Origin of the sequence: Sorangium sp. So ce327, assembly GCF_051530205.1 — a bacterium.
Taxonomy (GTDB): Bacteria; Myxococcota_A; Polyangia; order Polyangiales; family Polyangiaceae; genus Sorangium; species Sorangium cellulosum_B.
Genome location: NZ_CP150330.1, coordinates 7,939,595 through 7,954,554 on the forward strand (window position 1 = coordinate 7,939,595; position 14,960 = coordinate 7,954,554).

Genomic DNA, 14,960 nt, shown 5'->3' on the forward strand with positions numbered 1-14,960 from the left:
TCGAACGCGCTTTCCCATGATCGGCGAGCCGTTGCCGGACGCGTGCCAGCGCGGGCTGGTTCGCCGCCGATTCGCCGCGGGGATCGCATGAAACCCTGGAAGGCCGTTGAGCCTGTCGCGCGCCGCGCTAAGCTCGTCGACACAGGCTTCGAGACGTGAATCTCCAGGCTGATTGAGGGCCAGCAGGCATGTCGCCGCGGGCCGAGAGCCGGACGGCGCCTGCTCGGACAACCAGCTCTTCTGGAATGACAGAGGCGATATGTTGAGGTTCCGCTCCACGTCCGGAGATCGGAAGATGGCCGAGCTCAGCGTCTCGGCGCTCTCCGTATCCGCTGCGATGTCCGTCCTCTCCCAGGGTGCATGGGGGACGGACGCGCCGCCCGCTGCGGAGGTCCAGTGGGCCTATGCGCTCGTCGCTGCGCTCGGGTATCTGCCGGCCGCGATCGAGATCGCCGCAGCCACGCTGCGGCGGACGGGAATGTCGGTCGAGGCATATTTGCGGAAGAACGCGGCGCAGCTGGATCCGGGGGGACCCGAGGGGGAGATCGTGGGTCAGGTGCTCGGCGACGCGCTGGAGTCGCTCGGCGAGGAGGCGCGCCGGGTGGTGCATGCGCTCGCCGTGCTGCCCGCGGCGGGCGTTCCGCTGGAGGTGGTCGCCGCCGCGGCGGGGAAGCCGGCGCCCTCCGCTGCGCGGCCGCTCCAGCTGCTCGTGCATGGGCGGGTGGTGTCGCTCGAGCAGGGCCCGCAGACCTTCACGATGACGCCCCCCGTGCGCGCCGCGGCCCGCGAGGACGCGGCGGCCGACGCGAGGCGCTGGGACGCGCTCCACCGGGGATCGGCGGACGCGATGCAGGCGCTGCTCTTCTGGACGGCCGCGGCCGAGGGGCGGCCGGCGGCGGCGTCGCGCAGGCGCGTCGCCTGCGAGCTCTTCGCGGCCCTCGACCTCGCGCCGTTCCGGGACGGCGAGCGCGGCGCCGAGGTGCTGGCGCGGGCGCTCGTCGACGCCTGCACGGTGGTCGATCTCGGGCTCCCGGCCGAGCTCCAGCAGCGCTTGCTCGACGAGGCGGCGCGGCTCTCGGGGGACGCGCTCCCCGAGCTGCGCGAGCGCGCGCTCGCGGCGCTCGAGAGCGCGCGCCGCGCCGAGCTCGCGAGCAAGCGGCGCGGCACCTTCGGGACGCTCCGCGCGACGCCGGCCGCTCGCGAGCGCGGCCGCCCGGGTCACCGCGACGTGCTCCGCAAGGCGGTGCGCGCGAACGTGCAGCGCGCGGCGGCGCGGAGCTCGCCGCCGGCCGACGACGAGATCTTCTGCAACGCAAAGGAGCTGCTCGCGCGCGGCAACCGGCGCCTCGCCGAGGGCGCGCTCGAGGCCGCCGTGGCGGACTACGGCGAAGCGCTCGCCGGGTTCGAGGCGGCCATGCACGGGCGTGGCCAGGCGACGGCGCTCCTGCTCCGCGGCGACGTGCACCGGCGGCAGGGGGACATCGCGGCCGCCTCCCGCGATCATGAGCGGGCGCTGTCGCTGTTCAGGGCGGCGTCCGACCGGGCCGGAGAGGCGATGGGGTTGCTCGCGCGCGGCAACCTCCGGCTCGACCAGGACGAGCTGGCGGGGGCGGAGAGCGACTACGGGTGCGCGCTCACGCTCCTCAGGGCTTGCCGCGATCGCTTGGGCGAGGCCAACGTGCTGAAGGCGCAGGGCGATCTGTGCTTCAGGGAGGGGGACCTCGCGGGCGCCGCGCGCGCCTACGACCGCGCGCTCTACATCCTCGAGGGCGTGGAGGAGCGCGTCCTCAGCCAGCTGCGCTCGCCCCCGCCGAGCAGCCGCGATGAGCGTCGCGGGGCGAGCTCGCGCGCCGCCCACGCCGCGCGCGAGGTGCTCGCGCAGCCCGATCTCCTCCGGGCGCTCGGGTGCGAGCAGACCCATGCGCGCACGTGGCAGGCCCGCGGCGACCTGCGCCTGCGAGAGCGGCAGACGGCGCTCGCGGCGCGCGACTATGGCAATGCGATCCTGCTGTACCGGGACAGCGGAGATCGCCGCGGCGAGGCCGCCGCGCTCAAGGCCCGCGGCGACCTGCGCCGCCAGCGGGGCGCGCTCCCGGGCGCGCAGCGCGACTACGAGGATGCGCTGCGGCTCTTCGAGGAGCTCGGGGACGGCGCGGGGCAGGCCGCGGTGCTCCACGCGCGCGCCGATCTGCGCTGCGAGCGGGGCGACACCGCCGGGGCGGCGCTCGATTATTCGAGGTCGCTCGCCCTGTTCGACGCGACGGGCGATCCCGCTGCGCATCCAAACGCCAAGGGCGCCGTCACGGGCGTCGCCCACCGCGAGGACCCACCGCGCCGCGCCGCGGCGGCTGTCCCGCGGTGAGTCGGCCAATGAATCCCGTCAATTTCTGCGAGCGCTGCGCGAAGCAACGAGCCACCTGGAGGCCAGCTTCTCGTACGCGTGGCGCTGAATCCGTGAGGCACGAGCCGGCGTAAGCGGCTCATGGAGCATCCGGGCTAGCTCCCTCGCTGCCGCTCGAGCCGCTCCCGCATCACGTTGGGGATCCTCCCGGCCGCCTCGATCGCCCTCGCCAGCGCCGCGCTTGCGTCCTCGTGGAGACCTCGCCGCGAGCGCGCCCGCGCTCGCGCCTCGATGACCTCGATCTGCTCCTGCCCCACAAAGTGGCGAGCAGACCGCTGCTCGAGCTCGTCCCATTCCTCGTCGCTCGCCTCCCGCGTCGCCAGGTCGATCATCGACCACAGCACCTCTTCCGCGGGGGTCATCGCCGTGTGCTCGCACCCCGCCGCGGCGGCCTTCGCCTGCTGAGCCCGGATGAGCTCGATGATCTCCCGCGCCCTGCCCTCTTCGCCCTGGTAAAGGAGCAGCCTCGCCTGAAGGAGCTGGATCACCGGCCGTATCCCCTCCCCCCACCGCTGGCGCTCCAGCGACACGGCCCGCTCCACGTGCGGTACGGCGCTGTCCAGATTGCCCATCAGGTAAAGGTACTCTCCCAGGTTGAACTCGCTCACGAGCTCCATGAGCGCGAGACCCAGCTCGCGCGAGAGGGTGAGCAGTCGACAAAAATCCAGGATCATCCCCGCGCTGTCCCCGAGGCAGGCCCGCAGGAGCGCCCGGGCGTTGATCGCTGGTCCGAGATGCAGGAGATCGCCGCGCTCCTCGCACATACGGACCGCACGGTTCAGCACCGTGCCTGCCTCGTCCAGCTTCCCCAGCCCCGGGTAGATGAAGCCCAGGAGGAGCAACGACACGACGAGCGTCTCGTAGCCCTCGTCGCCTAGCCCTTCTGCCTGCGCCGCCGAGCGCTCGAACTGCTGCGCCGCATCTTCATCGCGGCTCTCGCGGTGGAGCGAGCGCGCCGCCGCCATCGCGAGCCGCGCTGCCAGCGCGGGCGGCAGATCGTCGCGGACGAGCGCCCTCGCGTCCTCCACGCGCTGCTTCGATCGGCCGTAGTCGTCCATCCAGTCGAGCGCCGTGGCCTCGTCGAGCAGGATCTCGATCTGCTCGATCACGTCGCCCTCCTCGACCGCCATCGCGCGCCCGCGATCGAGATCCCCGAGCGCGTCGTGGTAGCGGCCCAGCCGGTAGCGCATCAGCCCCCGGCCCCGGTACGCCTTCCTCCGCCGCACCCCAGGCGCCTCGACAGGCTGCGCGAGCGCCCGGCTGTAGTAGAGCTCCGCCTCCACGTAAGCGTGCCGCGCCCGCGCCCGCTCGGCGAGCTCCAGGTAAGCGTCCTCCGCGACCGTCGCGAGCCCCGCCTCGGCTGCGTGGTGCGCGATCCTGAGCCGCCGCTGCTCCCGGCCCTCGTGGGCCGCCTCGCGGTGGTGCTCGTACGCAGCCAGGTGGATCCGCCGCCGCTCGACCTCGGCGACGTTCTGCGCGACCGCCTCCCGCACCAGCGCGTGACGGAAGCGCAGCCGGTCCTTCCGATCGCCGACCAGCACGCCCACCTTCAGCAACCGCTCGGTCCCGACGCGCGCATCGAGCGGGAAGGCCGCGCCGTCGCCGCGGAGATCCAGCTGGCGCAGCACGCCCGCTATCTCGTCGATCGACACCTCTGCGCCAAGCAGCGAGACGAGCCGCGCGTGCGCCCCGAGCGCCGGCCCGAGCGCCGCGATCTCCGCCTGCGCCAGCGGATCGAACGACGGCAGCACAGGGAGGCGCTCGAGCTCGTCGGTCGCCAGGTACCACGCGTCGCCCCGCCGGTGCCGGCGCAGGATCCCCTCGCGCTTGAGCCCGTGCACGAGCTCCACGAGCAGGAGCGGCACCCGCTGCGAGCGCTCGAGCAGGCGATCGATCGCCGGCTCCGGCACGTCCCGCGCGGGCAGGAGCAGCCGCCGGCACAGCGCCCGCGCGCTCTCATCGTCCAGCGGCTCGAGCCGCAGGGCCTCGTGTCGCGCGGCGCGCTCGCCCCACGAGGGGTGCGCCTCGACGAACGCCGGGCGTCCCATCGCGCAGATCCACAGCGGCGTCGCCTCGTCCGCGAGCGCCGCGTACTCGAGCGCGGCGAGCGTCGCGTCGTGGGCGAAGTGAGCGTCGTCGAGGAGGACAATCACGGGCGACGCGGCCGCGCACTGGCGCAGGCACTCGCCCGCCGCCCGCACGCGCGCCGAGCGAAGCGCGCCTGGCGCGGCCCGGAGCGCCTCGAGCTCGGGGAAGATGTCGACGCCCGTCTGCTCGTCCACCCATCCGAGCGCCATCGCCAGCCCCAAGCGGAGCTCCTCGCCGAGCACGGCACCGAGCGACTCCGGGAGCGCCCCGCGGACGCCGCTCTCCGGGGGCTGCTCGGGCACGCAGAGCGCCTTGCGCACGAGCTCGTGGAGCGTCGCGTCCGACGCGCCGCTCGTGGGCTCCTGCCCGCGCAGCTCGATGATCCGGGCGTGCGGCAGGCGCTCCCGGAGCTGCTTGCCGAGCTCGACGAAGAGGCGGCTCTTCCCGAGGCCGGGCCCGCCCGTCACCGAGACGACCGTGGGCTTCTTCATGCAGAGCGCCTCCTCGGCGCTCTGCGTGAGCTGCTCGAGGAGGTCGCGACGGCCGACGAACCCGCCGGGGCGCGTCGCGTCCCGCGACTGATCCTCGAGGCCCGGCGGGAGCTCGTCGCCCGCTGCGGCGTGCGACGGCTCGGGGAGCGCGGCCGACGCCTCGGGCGTAAGGAAAGGCCCCAGCGGCCCGGCGGCGGACGGCCACCGCTCGGCGCGCGAGAAGAGCGGGCTCAGGAACCGCCGCGTCCCGTCCGGGCGCGCCTGGCTCGACACAGGCGCGAGATCGATGAGGACCCGCGTGCACAGCCCGCGTCGCAGGAGCTCGTCGGCCGCCCGCTGCGCGCGGCGCGCGGGGCTCGCCGTCCCCTCCTGGCCGAAGACGCCCACGTAACGAGCGCCGGAGGCGTGCGCGAGCTCGCCGCCGAGCGCCAGGAGCCTGCGCTGCACCGCGATGCGATCGGCCGCGCTCTCGAAGAACAGGAGCCCCATCACGCGGCGCTCGATGCCGGCCACGGTGCGCGACCCCTCCGGCGCGCTCGCCGCGACCTCGTCCCGGAGCGCACGCTCCAGCGCCACGCGGAGCTCGCTCGCGCTCGCGAACCGCTCGCTCCGTTCCTTGGCCAGGCAGCGGTGCACCACCTCCTCGACCGCCCGCGGCACGGCCGCGCTGGCCGACAGGCGCGGCGGCCTGCGGCTCCGATGGTCCTCCAGCACCGCCGCGCGCGGCCCCCAGAACGGGGGCCGGCCCGCGAAGAGCTCGTACAGGATGACGCCCATCGCGTAGATGTCGGCGCGCGCGTCGAGATCGGGCCACCCGGCCGACTGCTCCGGCGCCATGTACTCGGCCGTCCCCACGGCGAGGTCCTCGTCCTGCCCGTCGTAGCGCCACCCCACGACGCGGGCGATGCCGAGGTCGATGAGCGTCGCCTTCGCCTCATCGACGAGGATGTTCTCGGGCTTGAGGTCGCAGTGCACGTAGCCGCGCGCGTGCACGGCCTCGAGGGTCGCGAGCGTGGCGAGCCCGAGCCGGGCGGCCTCCTCGAGCTGCGGAGCAGGGCGCGCCGCGAGGCGGGAGGCGAGCGTGGGCGCGGCGATGTGCTCGATCACCACGTAGGGCGAGCCGTCGTCCAGCGCCCCCCACGCGTGCACGCACGGCACGTGGGGGGCGCCGATGGCCGAGAGCGCCTCGACCTCATCCCGGAGGCGCTGGGCGGCGCCGCGGCGATCGGCGCGCGCGAGCTTGATGGCCACGCGCGCGCCGCCGCCCTCCGGCTCGGCCTCGAAGACGAGGCCGAAGCCGCCCTGCCCCAGCGTCCTGCGGGTCCAGTAGCCGGGGAAACGAGGCAACGCGACGGGGACGACCTCCGTGATCTCCGGAGGAATCGACGACTGGCCAGACGGCGGCCGAGCGGACTGAGCGCACTCGGGGCACGCGCCGTGGTTCCGCCGCCCGCAAGCCGGACAGCGCCCCGCTTCCCGGGTCGCGCGTTCCGGCGCCTCGTCTCGCAGGGCTTCCGAGCCCATTCACGCTCCTAGGGGCCGGCCGGCAAGAACGTGGTCACCACCTGGTCCGTGCGAGCGTAAGGGTTGACGACACGGTTCGTGACACACCCCCTGAAGAAGCCGGCGTTGGTGTCGATCCCGTTGCACAGCTGATTGCACGAGCCCCAGATCACCATGGATCCACACTGCTGCCAAGTGACCTCCCCGGTCGTCGGGTTGGTCTCGACATGGCCGGCCGCGCAGTCGCGTTGCAACTCGCGCGCACGAACGTAGCCCACCGAATCGTAGCAGGCCCCCACATAGGGTGTCGCGGCGAAAAGGTTGCCCCAGAACGCGCCCTCTCTCACCGGGAACGCCGCGCGCTCCGCCGGAGTCGACGCCAGCTCGTTGTTGCGCAGGGAGATCCTCACCGAGACACCGTACCAGTTGACCCGCGCGGCGATGCAGGCCGAGATCTGACTCTGGACATAGGTATCGTTCCCGATGCCACTGGACGCCCACCAGTGCGCATAGCCGAGGTCGCCGCGGAACACCTCCGGGTGGATGACGCCGCTGCTGTCGGTCCATGAGAACGAGAACGTCTGGTCGGTGCGGAGCGAACAGCTCACGACGTAGCGCAGGAGGTCCCTCGCCATGGCGCCGGACTGTCCCGGGTTCTGGATGATCGACTTCGCGTTCATGCTCAGCGCGTTCATGCTCAGCGCGTTCATGCTCAGCGCGTTCATGCTCAGCGCGTTCATGCTCAGCGCGTTCATGCTCAGCGCGTTCGAAAGGAAGCCGTTCTCGGCAATGAGCTCGCTCTCGGCCTCCCCGACGAGCTCCTCCGCCTGCTCGTCGATCTCGGCGCCGATGCAGGCAGCGGTAAGCAGAGGTAATGCGAAGACCGCAACACTTCGTGCACAGCTAAGAACCATGGTGCTCCCCCTTGTCATCGCCGCGATTTGGCGTTTAGGGTCGAGTAGCCGCAAAGTTTAAGTTACCATTTCGAAATGCTTCTGCATAGTGCTTTAGTAAAGAATGCGTTCGATCTGGAGAACACTCTGGCAGCAGAGCTGTAACGCGCCGCGATGGACGGCGCGGAGGGGCAGATGAGCGACGACGAGGACGAGACCAGGCCGTTTTCGGATTTCGAGAGGTCGGCCGCGCGCGGCGAGTTCCCGCCGGGCACCCTGGCGGGCGAGTACATCCTCGAAGGATTCATCGCGCGTGGCGGCTGCGGCGTGGTCTACGGGGCGAGGCACGCCCAATCGGGCAGACCCGCCGCGGTCAAGGTGCTGAGCGAGGCGGTGGCCCACTCTCGCCGCGTGGTCGACCGGTTCGCACGCGAGATCGACGTGCTGCGGTCGATATCCCACCCCAACATCGTGGAAATCTATGCAGTAGGTGAGCTGAACAACTATCAGCCATTCTATGTCATGGAACGCCTCGAGGGCCAGACGCTCGACGCGCTGATCCGGACCCAGACGCGGCTCACGCCGCGCGAGACCCTGGAGCTGATGGAGCCTGTGTGCGCAGCGTTAGCAGCCGCGCACACAGCGGGCATCGTTCACAGGGATGTGAAAGCGAGCAACATCTTCATCTGCTCGAGCCCGCCACGTGCCGTCAAGCTGCTCGATTTCGGTATCGCAAAGATGATGGCGCCCGAGGAGGGGTCGACATGGCTCACCACCGCCGGGCGTATGCCCGGGACGCCATCCATCATGGCTCCAGAGCAGATCCTCGGCGGTCCTATCGATGCGCGGGTGGACGTCTATGCGCTTGGCGTCCTCCTTCATCGCATGCTGGTGGGCCGGTTGCCGTTCCACACACACGACATGGATGAGATGGTGCGGAAGCACCTGGAGGAGCAGCCGCTGCCCCCGAGCCTGCGGGTCCCGCTGCCCATCGAGCTCGACGCGGTGGTGCTGCGGTGCATGGAGAAGCGGCGGGAGCGGCGCTTTGGCTCGGTCGAGGAGCTGATGCGCGCGCTCAGGGACGCCATCGGCGGGCCCGCGTCGGGCATGCCGAGCGGGCCCGACCCGACGCACCCCGCGGTGGCGGTCTACCTGGAGGTCCGGACCCGCGGCGACGCCGGCGAGCTCGACGACGCGCTGACCTTCGACATCGGTCGGGTGCTCGACATCGCCGAGTCGCAGCTCTCGCGCGCAGGCTTCCTCCTCGCGTCGATCACCGGCAACGAGGTGCTCGGCGTTCGCCTCCTCCCGGCAAACGCCGCCGCGGAGCTACGGGAGCGGCGCGCGGCGATCGAGCTCGCGACCGCCGTGCACCGGGCGCTGGCCCAGCGACCGGAAGCGGATCCGCGCGTGCACGTCAACGTGTGCGTGCACGCGGACGACGTGCAGGCGCGCCTCTCGCCGCAGCCCGAGATCACCGGGGGCTCGCTGATGTGCGCGGGGCACTGGGCTCCGGCCGACGACGTGCAGGGGGTGTTCGCGACGCCGAGCGCGAACGCGGGCCTCCTGGACGACGAGCCGACCCCCACACGCCGCGCGTAGCCACGCGCCGCATCGAAAGAGAGCGCCCTCGATCGCGTGCGCGTCAGCGCCGCGATCGAGGGCGGGTGATCCAGCGTGTGAACGTCGACAGCCCGCGGGTCCCGGTGCTGACGTTCGCCGCGGGCGCGGTCGACACGAGGCCGCCGACAGCCACGAGGGCGCAGGCGGCGAGCAGCTGGGCGCTCGCCTCGGCGTGGCCGGCGACGCAGAGCAGCAGCGTCGAGAGGATCGGCGCGCCGTAGGACAGCACCCCGAGCTGCGGCACGTCGCCGTGCTTCGTCGCGTGATCCCACGCGAAGAACGCGACCCCCACGGGGCCGAGCCCGAGCGCGAGCAGGCCGAGCGCCTCTCCGGCCGTCGGCACGACCGTGCGCTCGAACGCGAGGTGCCCGGCCAGACCCAGGGCGGCCGTCGCGGCGCAGGAGCCTGCGATGGCGTCGGCAGGGACCTCGGCGAAGCGGCGCTGGAGCACCGAGTACGTCGACCAGAGGAGCGCGCAGCCGAGCGCGGCCAGGTAACCGGGCGTGTGTGTGGCGCTCAGGCGGACGGTGCCCCCGCCTGCGACGAGCGTCCAGACGCCCGCGAGCCCGAGCAGCGCCCCGACCACGTGCCTGCCGCGCAGGCGCCCGCCGGGGAGCGCCGCCGAGAGCAGGACGATGAGCAGCGGCCACAGGTACGAGAGGACGCTGACCTGCACGGGCGGCGCGGCGGAGAGCGCATAGAAATAGAGGGCGTGATAACCGAACAGGCCGCCCACGCCGAGGATCCAGCTGCCGAGCGGCTGGCGCAGCGCGCCGAGGCCGCTCCCGCCGCGCCGGGCGAGCCGCGCCGCGCCGAGGAGCGCCGCGACAGCGAAGGTCGACGAGAGCACCTGGAGCGGCGGCAACCTGCGCACCGAGGTCGAGAGCAGGGCGAGGCTGCCCCAGAGCCCGATCGCCGCGACGCCCGCCAGGGTGGCGGCTCGCCGCGAGGGGCGCGCCGCTGGCGTCGCTGCCATCGCTGCGTCCGATAGAGCGGCGCCGTGGGTCGTGTCCGACATGGCGCCGAACATGGCGCGCCGGCCGGCCGCCGTCTTGGCTCAGGCTCCGCCGTCCTGTGCCGGGACTCCGGGCTCGCGCCCCAGCGACATTCGCCCGCGCCCCGGCTCGCTGCGCCTGGGCTGCGCGCCCGCGGCCCGGCTACGCTCGCCCGCGCCGCGGCTCGCCCCGACGCTCGGCCCGGACCGCGCGACGCAGGGCCGCCGGGGTCACGCCGCGGCGGCGCCGCAGGCTGCGGGTCAGGCAGCTCTGGTCGGCGTAGCCGCAGCGGATCGCGATCTCCGCGATCCCGAGCTCGGTGCGGGACAGCAGGTCGGTCGCGCGCGCGAGGCGCAGATCCGCGATGCGCTCCTGCACCGTCGTCCCGAGGACCGTGCGGAACAGATGGTGGAGGTGCCCCGGGCTCAGCTCCGCCCGGGCAGCCACGTCGGCGACGGTGAGCGGCTCGTGCGCGTGGTCCTCGAGGAAGCGCAGCGCGCGGCGCAGCTTCTCCGGGGCGCGCGTCAGGCCGAGCGCGCCGAGCGCGCCGCGCGCCCCGCGCTCGGCCAGCGTGAGCACGAGCAGCCCCGCCCACTGCCGGCGCAGCGCGACCGAGCCGCCCCCGTCGAGCTCGTCCGCCGCGGTCCGGACCAGGTGCGCAGCAGCGGCGTCGAGGGCGATCGACCCGCCGGCGATCCGCTCGAACCACGGCGCGGCGCCGAGAGCTTCCGCGGAGGCGGGCGGCACATCGATGACGAGGAAGCGATTCCGCTCCGGCGCCGCGAAAGCATGGCGGGTGTCACACGGGACGAGCGCACCCGAGAGCCCGGATGCCATGAGCTCTCGACCGTCCATCGAGAGCGCTATCGCGCCCTCCAGAGGCAAGACCAGCTGGTGGTGGGCGTGGCGGTGCGCGACCACCTCGGCCGAGTACCGCCGGACGCCGAGCTCGACCTCATCCATGGCGCGCCATGATCTCACGCGCGGCGCGCGCGCGCCATGGCCCCTCGGACTCCCCACCGCGCCAGCGCTCCCGCCGGCGCGGCGCGCCGGACGCAGCGCGCGCGGGACGCAGCGCGCGCCGCGGGGCGGAGCTCACCGGCAGGGCGGGCCGTACAGGGCCGCGGCGCCGCGCGCGTCGTGCTCCGTCAGGTCGAGGTCGCCCCAGTTCGTGCCGTTGCACCACGGATAGTGCATCACCGAGCCCGCGTCGTACGGCGTCAGGGCGCGCCAGCCGTCGTCCTCGAAGCAGGCGCCCGCCTCGGGCCGCGTGTGCTCGTGCCGGAACCCGAGCGCGTGGCCGAGCTCGTGCCGCAGGACGCCCGTGAGCGTCCAGAGATCGAGCGGACCGAGGGCGGCCGAGTCGATGAGGAGATTGCGCGCGCGGCGCGAGCTGTCAGGGAAGAACGCGCGCGCGTAGTACGGCTGCCCCTCGACCGGGCGCACGTCGAAGACGACCCTCTTGTTGCGCGCATCGCACGCGCCGTCCTGGTCCGCCCTGTGAACGAAGCGGACGTCCGCCACCTCCCCCCACGCCGCGGCGGCGCTCTCCATCGCGGAGACCACCGCGCCATGGTCGTCACCGAACGCCTCGCTCACGCAGTAGCTGAGGTTCCGCTTCTCCCTGTCGCTCCACCTCACGTCCCTCCCACGGCTCTGATCGACGATGAGCGCTCCGCGCTGGACGTGGCGCTCATAGAAGTCCTCGAGCCCGTCGAGGCCCTCGACGGGAATGTCGCCATCGACGATGTAGACGCCGCTCTCCGGCTCACGGTAGGTGCGAGCCTCGAACTCGTCGAAGCTCACCTCCGTATCACCGACCTTCTCGGAGATCTCGTCTCCCGCAGGCGCGCCGGCGGCGCACCCGGCCGACGCGAGCGACAGGACGAGGAGGCCAAGCGTGCCGTGAAGGAGACCACGAGATTCCGTAGACAGATGACTCATCATACAAGTACCTCTCGTTCATGCCTTTCCCTCTCGGGTCAGGCGAGGGCGCGCAGCGCCGCAGTGAGCTCCGCCGGACGGCGCCACGGGACCTCCACGGCGGGTCGGACCGACTCGACTGCTGGTACTGACGCGGATGGCGTCCGGTTTCGGTGTCCGATATTGGCAAGCGACGTGCCGCATGCGCGATGGCGTGACTTCGCGGTCCAGAGGTCAAGCGCGGAGCGATGGAGTCCACACCTGCGCAGCGGGTGCTTGCGCACCTGTGCAAGGACTTGCGTATCGAGATCGAAGCAGCGCGCCCCGCCGGGACCGGATCGAGGCGGTGGATCGATGGGGCTTCGTCCCGCCGTCGTGCTGGTTCCATCGCGCGAGCAGCGTCGAGCGTCGTGATCGTGCGCTGCGCGCTGCCGGGGCGGCGTACGGCGCGGCGGCCTGCAATCGAGGGCTTGACGGCACGGAGCGAACAGAAAATCGTGGCATCCCCTCGACCAGGCCATGGAACGTCCCAGCGCACGATTCCCGTGGGCTCATTGGGCCTATGGAGCGACGGTCTTCACGCTGACGCTCCTCGCGGCGGTGCCCTTCTGGCTGACCGACCTCCTGCCGATGATGGATTACCCACCGTTCCTGACGTTCGTCCGAGCGTTCCAGGACCACGGAGATCCCGCCTCGCCCTTTCACGGCACCTACACGACAGGATGGCCCATCGCGCCGCTCGTCCTGCCGATCGTCCTCGCGCGGGCGATCGCGGCCGTGAGCTCCATCGAGATCGCGGGCAAGGTCCTCCTCACCGCGTACACCGTCGCCCTGCCCGCCGCCTCGATGCTCCTCCTCCGCGTGCTCCGGCGGGATCGCTGGTGCGTGCTGCTCGTCTTCCCCCTCGTGCACTCGTACTGGGTGAGCGGCGGCTTCTTCGCGTTCGCGACGGCCCCTCCGCTCGTCGTGCTGGGCCTGGCCGTCGCGGTGCGATGGCTCGATCGCCCGACCCCGCGCCTCGGCGTCGGCCTCGCCGCGATCGCGGTCGCCCTCCTCCTGTGGCACGCGCTCGCGCTGGCCCAGCTCCTCCTCGACGTCGCGCTGCTCTGGGCGCTCTGGCGGGCGCCGGGGCCGCGGGAGCGATGGCGGGCGCTGCTCCCGCTCACGCCGTCGCTCGCCCTGTTCGCCGTCTGGGTGGGCAGGTCGGTGCTCACGAGGCCCTCCGGCGCCCCGGTCCCCCGCCCTGTCGCGGCGTGGCCACCCTTCTTCGAGAACGCAGCGCAGCTCCCCGAGCTCGTCGGGGTCCTCCTCCCGATCTCGGTCGGCTACGTGCTCCTCTTCGCGCTGCTCGTCGTCGCCGGCGCCACCGCTGAGCCCGCCGCGCCCCACGCGTCGCCCGAGTCCCCGGCCGCCCGGTACCGGGTCCCGAACGCGTTCGCCGTGCTCGCGCTCGCCAGCGTGGTCTGTCACCTGGTCCTCCCCTCGTACTGCCTCGGGGTCGAGGGGATCAACAACCGGCACCCCTGGATGGCCGCGCTGCTCTTCACCTTCGCCTGGACCCTGCCGGCGCGCCCCGCGCCGAGAGCGGGCCTGCTGGCCTCGATGGCGATCGGCGGCGGCGCCCTGCTCCTCTACCTCTGCGGGCGCTTCGCCGACTTCCATCGAGAGACGGTCGGCGCCTCCCGGCTCATCGACAGGCTCTCTCACGGCCAGACGCTGCTGGCGCCCCTCGACGCGTGGGGGGCGACGGAGGCGTTCCCCGCCAAGCCGCTCCGCGCGATCCAGGAGATCGCCACGGTGCGCCACGGCGGCCTGCCGAACAGCTCCTATGCAGGCTACGGGATGAACTTCATTCAGTACGTGGGCGGCAAGAACCCGATGCCAGGGCTCGGCCCGAGCTGGCTCCGCCACCCGGAGCTCACGAGGTTCGACTACGTGCTCCTGCGCTCGCCCTCGCCCGCGCTGCTCGCCCACGAGCGGCTCGAGCTCGCCGCGCGCGACGGGCAGTGGGCCCTCTTCTCCGTGCGGCGCTGACGCGGCGCAGGGCGGGGCGCGTTTCGCTGGACGAGCGGCCGCGGCTCGCCAATCCTTGAGCGCATGAAGCTGACCAGCATCGCCGCAGAGACCGTGCAGATCGCGAGTCGCGGCGAGTACATCGCGCCCTCGGGCGCGACCGTTCGCATCCGCGACCGCGTGCTCGCCGCGGTGAAGGGCACCGTGCTTTACCGGCCCGGATCACTCGACGCCTGGGAGCCGAAGGAGCGCCTCGACGGCCCGGCGGCGATCGAGGTCACCGGCGAGACCACGGGGGCGGCGGGGCGGCGGCTCATCGAGCAGGAGGGCCAGGCCCGCGTCATGGCCCTCAACTTCGCTTCCGCCAAGAACCCCGGGGGCGGGTTCCTGCGCGGGGCCAAGGCCCAGGAGGAGGACCTCGCCAGGTGCTCGGCGCTGTACGCGTCGCTCGTCGAGCAGCGCGAGTATTACGACCAGAACCGCGCCTGCGGGAGCTTTCTCTATACCGACCACATCATCTACTCGCCGGACGTGCCGTTCTTCCGCGACGAGCAGCACGCCCTGCTGGACCGGCCGTTCGCGCTGTCGCTCATCACGGCGCCGGCGCCGAACGCCGGCGAGGCGTTCCAGCGCGACGACGTCACGGACCAGGAGATCCGGGCCGCCCTGGAGCGCCGCGCGGACATGGTGCTCGCGGCGGCGGGCGCGCACGGGCACCGGTGCCTTGTCCTCGGGGCGTGGGGGTGCGGCGTCTTCCGCAACGATCCGCGCGAGGTCGCCGACGTCTTCGCCCGGTGCCTCGCGCGCCCGCGCTTCCGCGGCGCGTTCTCGCGCGTGGTGTTCGCTGTGTACGACCGGGGCGCCGATCGGCCGAACTACCGGGCCTTCCAGGAGCGGTTCGCGCAGGCGTAAGCGCGCACTGCCGCCGGCGCCTCCGATCCCGCGCGCGCCGTCACGGCCCCGCGCGGATCACACCGTGGGATCCCCACCCCGGAGCTGCGCGGACGTCGCGCTCCCCGCCTACCTCCAC

9 protein-coding genes are annotated in these 14,960 nt (G+C 72.7%); 4 read left to right on the forward strand and 5 right to left on the reverse strand.

Translation table 11 applies throughout. The features are described from left to right. Positions 1-259: 259 nt before the first annotated feature. On the forward strand, positions 260-2,362 hold the full coding sequence (locus tag WME95_RS29625) for a hypothetical protein (RefSeq protein WP_437902702.1): 2,103 nt from the start codon (positions 260-262) through the stop codon (positions 2,360-2,362). 134 nt (positions 2,363-2,496) lie between these two features. Here the strand turns inward: WME95_RS29625 and WME95_RS29630 are convergent, their stop codons facing one another. Beyond that, positions 2,497-6,504, reverse strand: a complete 4,008-nt coding sequence (locus tag WME95_RS29630) for a protein kinase domain-containing protein (RefSeq protein WP_437902703.1) — start codon at positions 6,502-6,504, stop codon at positions 2,497-2,499. Between the two features lie 8 nt (positions 6,505-6,512). Beyond that, positions 6,513-7,397, reverse strand: coding sequence for a hypothetical protein (locus tag WME95_RS29635; protein ID WP_437902704.1), 885 nt, complete (start codon positions 7,395-7,397; stop codon positions 6,513-6,515). A gap of 174 nt (positions 7,398-7,571) precedes the next feature. Here WME95_RS29635 and WME95_RS29640 point away from each other — a divergent pair, with 174 nt between their 5' ends. Then, positions 7,572-8,978 (forward strand): serine/threonine protein kinase, encoded by a 1,407-nt coding sequence (locus tag WME95_RS29640; protein ID WP_437902705.1) that lies wholly within the window; start codon positions 7,572-7,574, stop codon positions 8,976-8,978. A gap of 43 nt (positions 8,979-9,021) precedes the next feature. Here WME95_RS29640 and yddG read toward each other — a convergent pair whose 3' ends face one another. The 3 genes from yddG to WME95_RS29655 form a co-directional block, all read right to left on the reverse strand. After that, the gene (yddG, locus tag WME95_RS29645) at positions 9,022-10,017 is read right to left on the reverse strand and encodes an aromatic amino acid exporter YddG (protein ID WP_437902706.1); all 996 of its coding nucleotides are present in this window, start codon (positions 10,015-10,017) and stop codon (positions 9,022-9,024) included. 139 nt (positions 10,018-10,156) lie between these two features. Continuing rightward, on the reverse strand, positions 10,157-10,957 hold the full coding sequence (locus WME95_RS29650; RefSeq protein WP_437902707.1) for a helix-turn-helix domain-containing protein: 801 nt from the start codon (positions 10,955-10,957) through the stop codon (positions 10,157-10,159). 132 nt (positions 10,958-11,089) lie between these two features. Next, complete coding sequence (locus WME95_RS29655) at positions 11,090-11,941, reverse strand: matrixin family metalloprotease (RefSeq protein WP_437902708.1); 852 nt, start codon at positions 11,939-11,941, stop codon at positions 11,090-11,092. Between the two features lie 495 nt (positions 11,942-12,436). Between WME95_RS29655 and WME95_RS29660 the strand changes: the two genes are divergently transcribed. Together WME95_RS29660 and WME95_RS29665 are read left to right on the forward strand one after the other, a co-directional pair. Continuing rightward, a complete protein-coding gene (locus WME95_RS29660) occupies positions 12,437-13,951 on the forward strand; it encodes a hypothetical protein (protein ID WP_437902709.1) in 1,515 nt (504 codons plus the stop codon). Positions 13,952-14,014: 63 nt separating this feature from the next. Next, positions 14,015-14,842 carry a TIGR02452 family protein gene (locus tag WME95_RS29665; RefSeq protein WP_437902710.1) on the forward strand — a complete coding sequence of 276 codons (828 nt, stop codon included), beginning with the start codon at positions 14,015-14,017 and terminating at the stop codon, positions 14,840-14,842. Positions 14,843-14,960: the final 118 nt, after the last annotated feature.

Bases quoted from the DNA above. Each gene is read 5' to 3' on its own strand.
- WME95_RS29650 (WP_437902707.1), bottom strand. From the start codon at position 10,957: ATGGATGAGGTCGAGCTCGGCGTCCGGCGGTACTCGGCCGAGGTGGTC.
- WME95_RS29655 (WP_437902708.1), bottom strand. From the start codon at position 11,941: ATGATGAGTCATCTGTCTACGGAATCTCGTGGTCTCCTTCACGGCACG.
- WME95_RS29660 (WP_437902709.1), top strand. From the start codon at position 12,437: ATGGAACGTCCCAGCGCACGATTCCCGTGGGCTCATTGGGCCTATGGA.
- WME95_RS29665 (WP_437902710.1), top strand. From the start codon at position 14,015: ATGAAGCTGACCAGCATCGCCGCAGAGACCGTGCAGATCGCGAGTCGC.
- WME95_RS29630 (WP_437902703.1), bottom strand. From the start codon at position 6,504: ATGGGCTCGGAAGCCCTGCGAGACGAGGCGCCGGAACGCGCGACCCGG.
- yddG (WP_437902706.1), bottom strand. From the start codon at position 10,017: ATGTCGGACACGACCCACGGCGCCGCTCTATCGGACGCAGCGATGGCA.
- WME95_RS29625 (WP_437902702.1), top strand. From the start codon at position 260: ATGTTGAGGTTCCGCTCCACGTCCGGAGATCGGAAGATGGCCGAGCTC.
- WME95_RS29635 (WP_437902704.1), bottom strand. From the start codon at position 7,397: ATGGTTCTTAGCTGTGCACGAAGTGTTGCGGTCTTCGCATTACCTCTG.
- WME95_RS29640 (WP_437902705.1), top strand. From the start codon at position 7,572: ATGAGCGACGACGAGGACGAGACCAGGCCGTTTTCGGATTTCGAGAGG.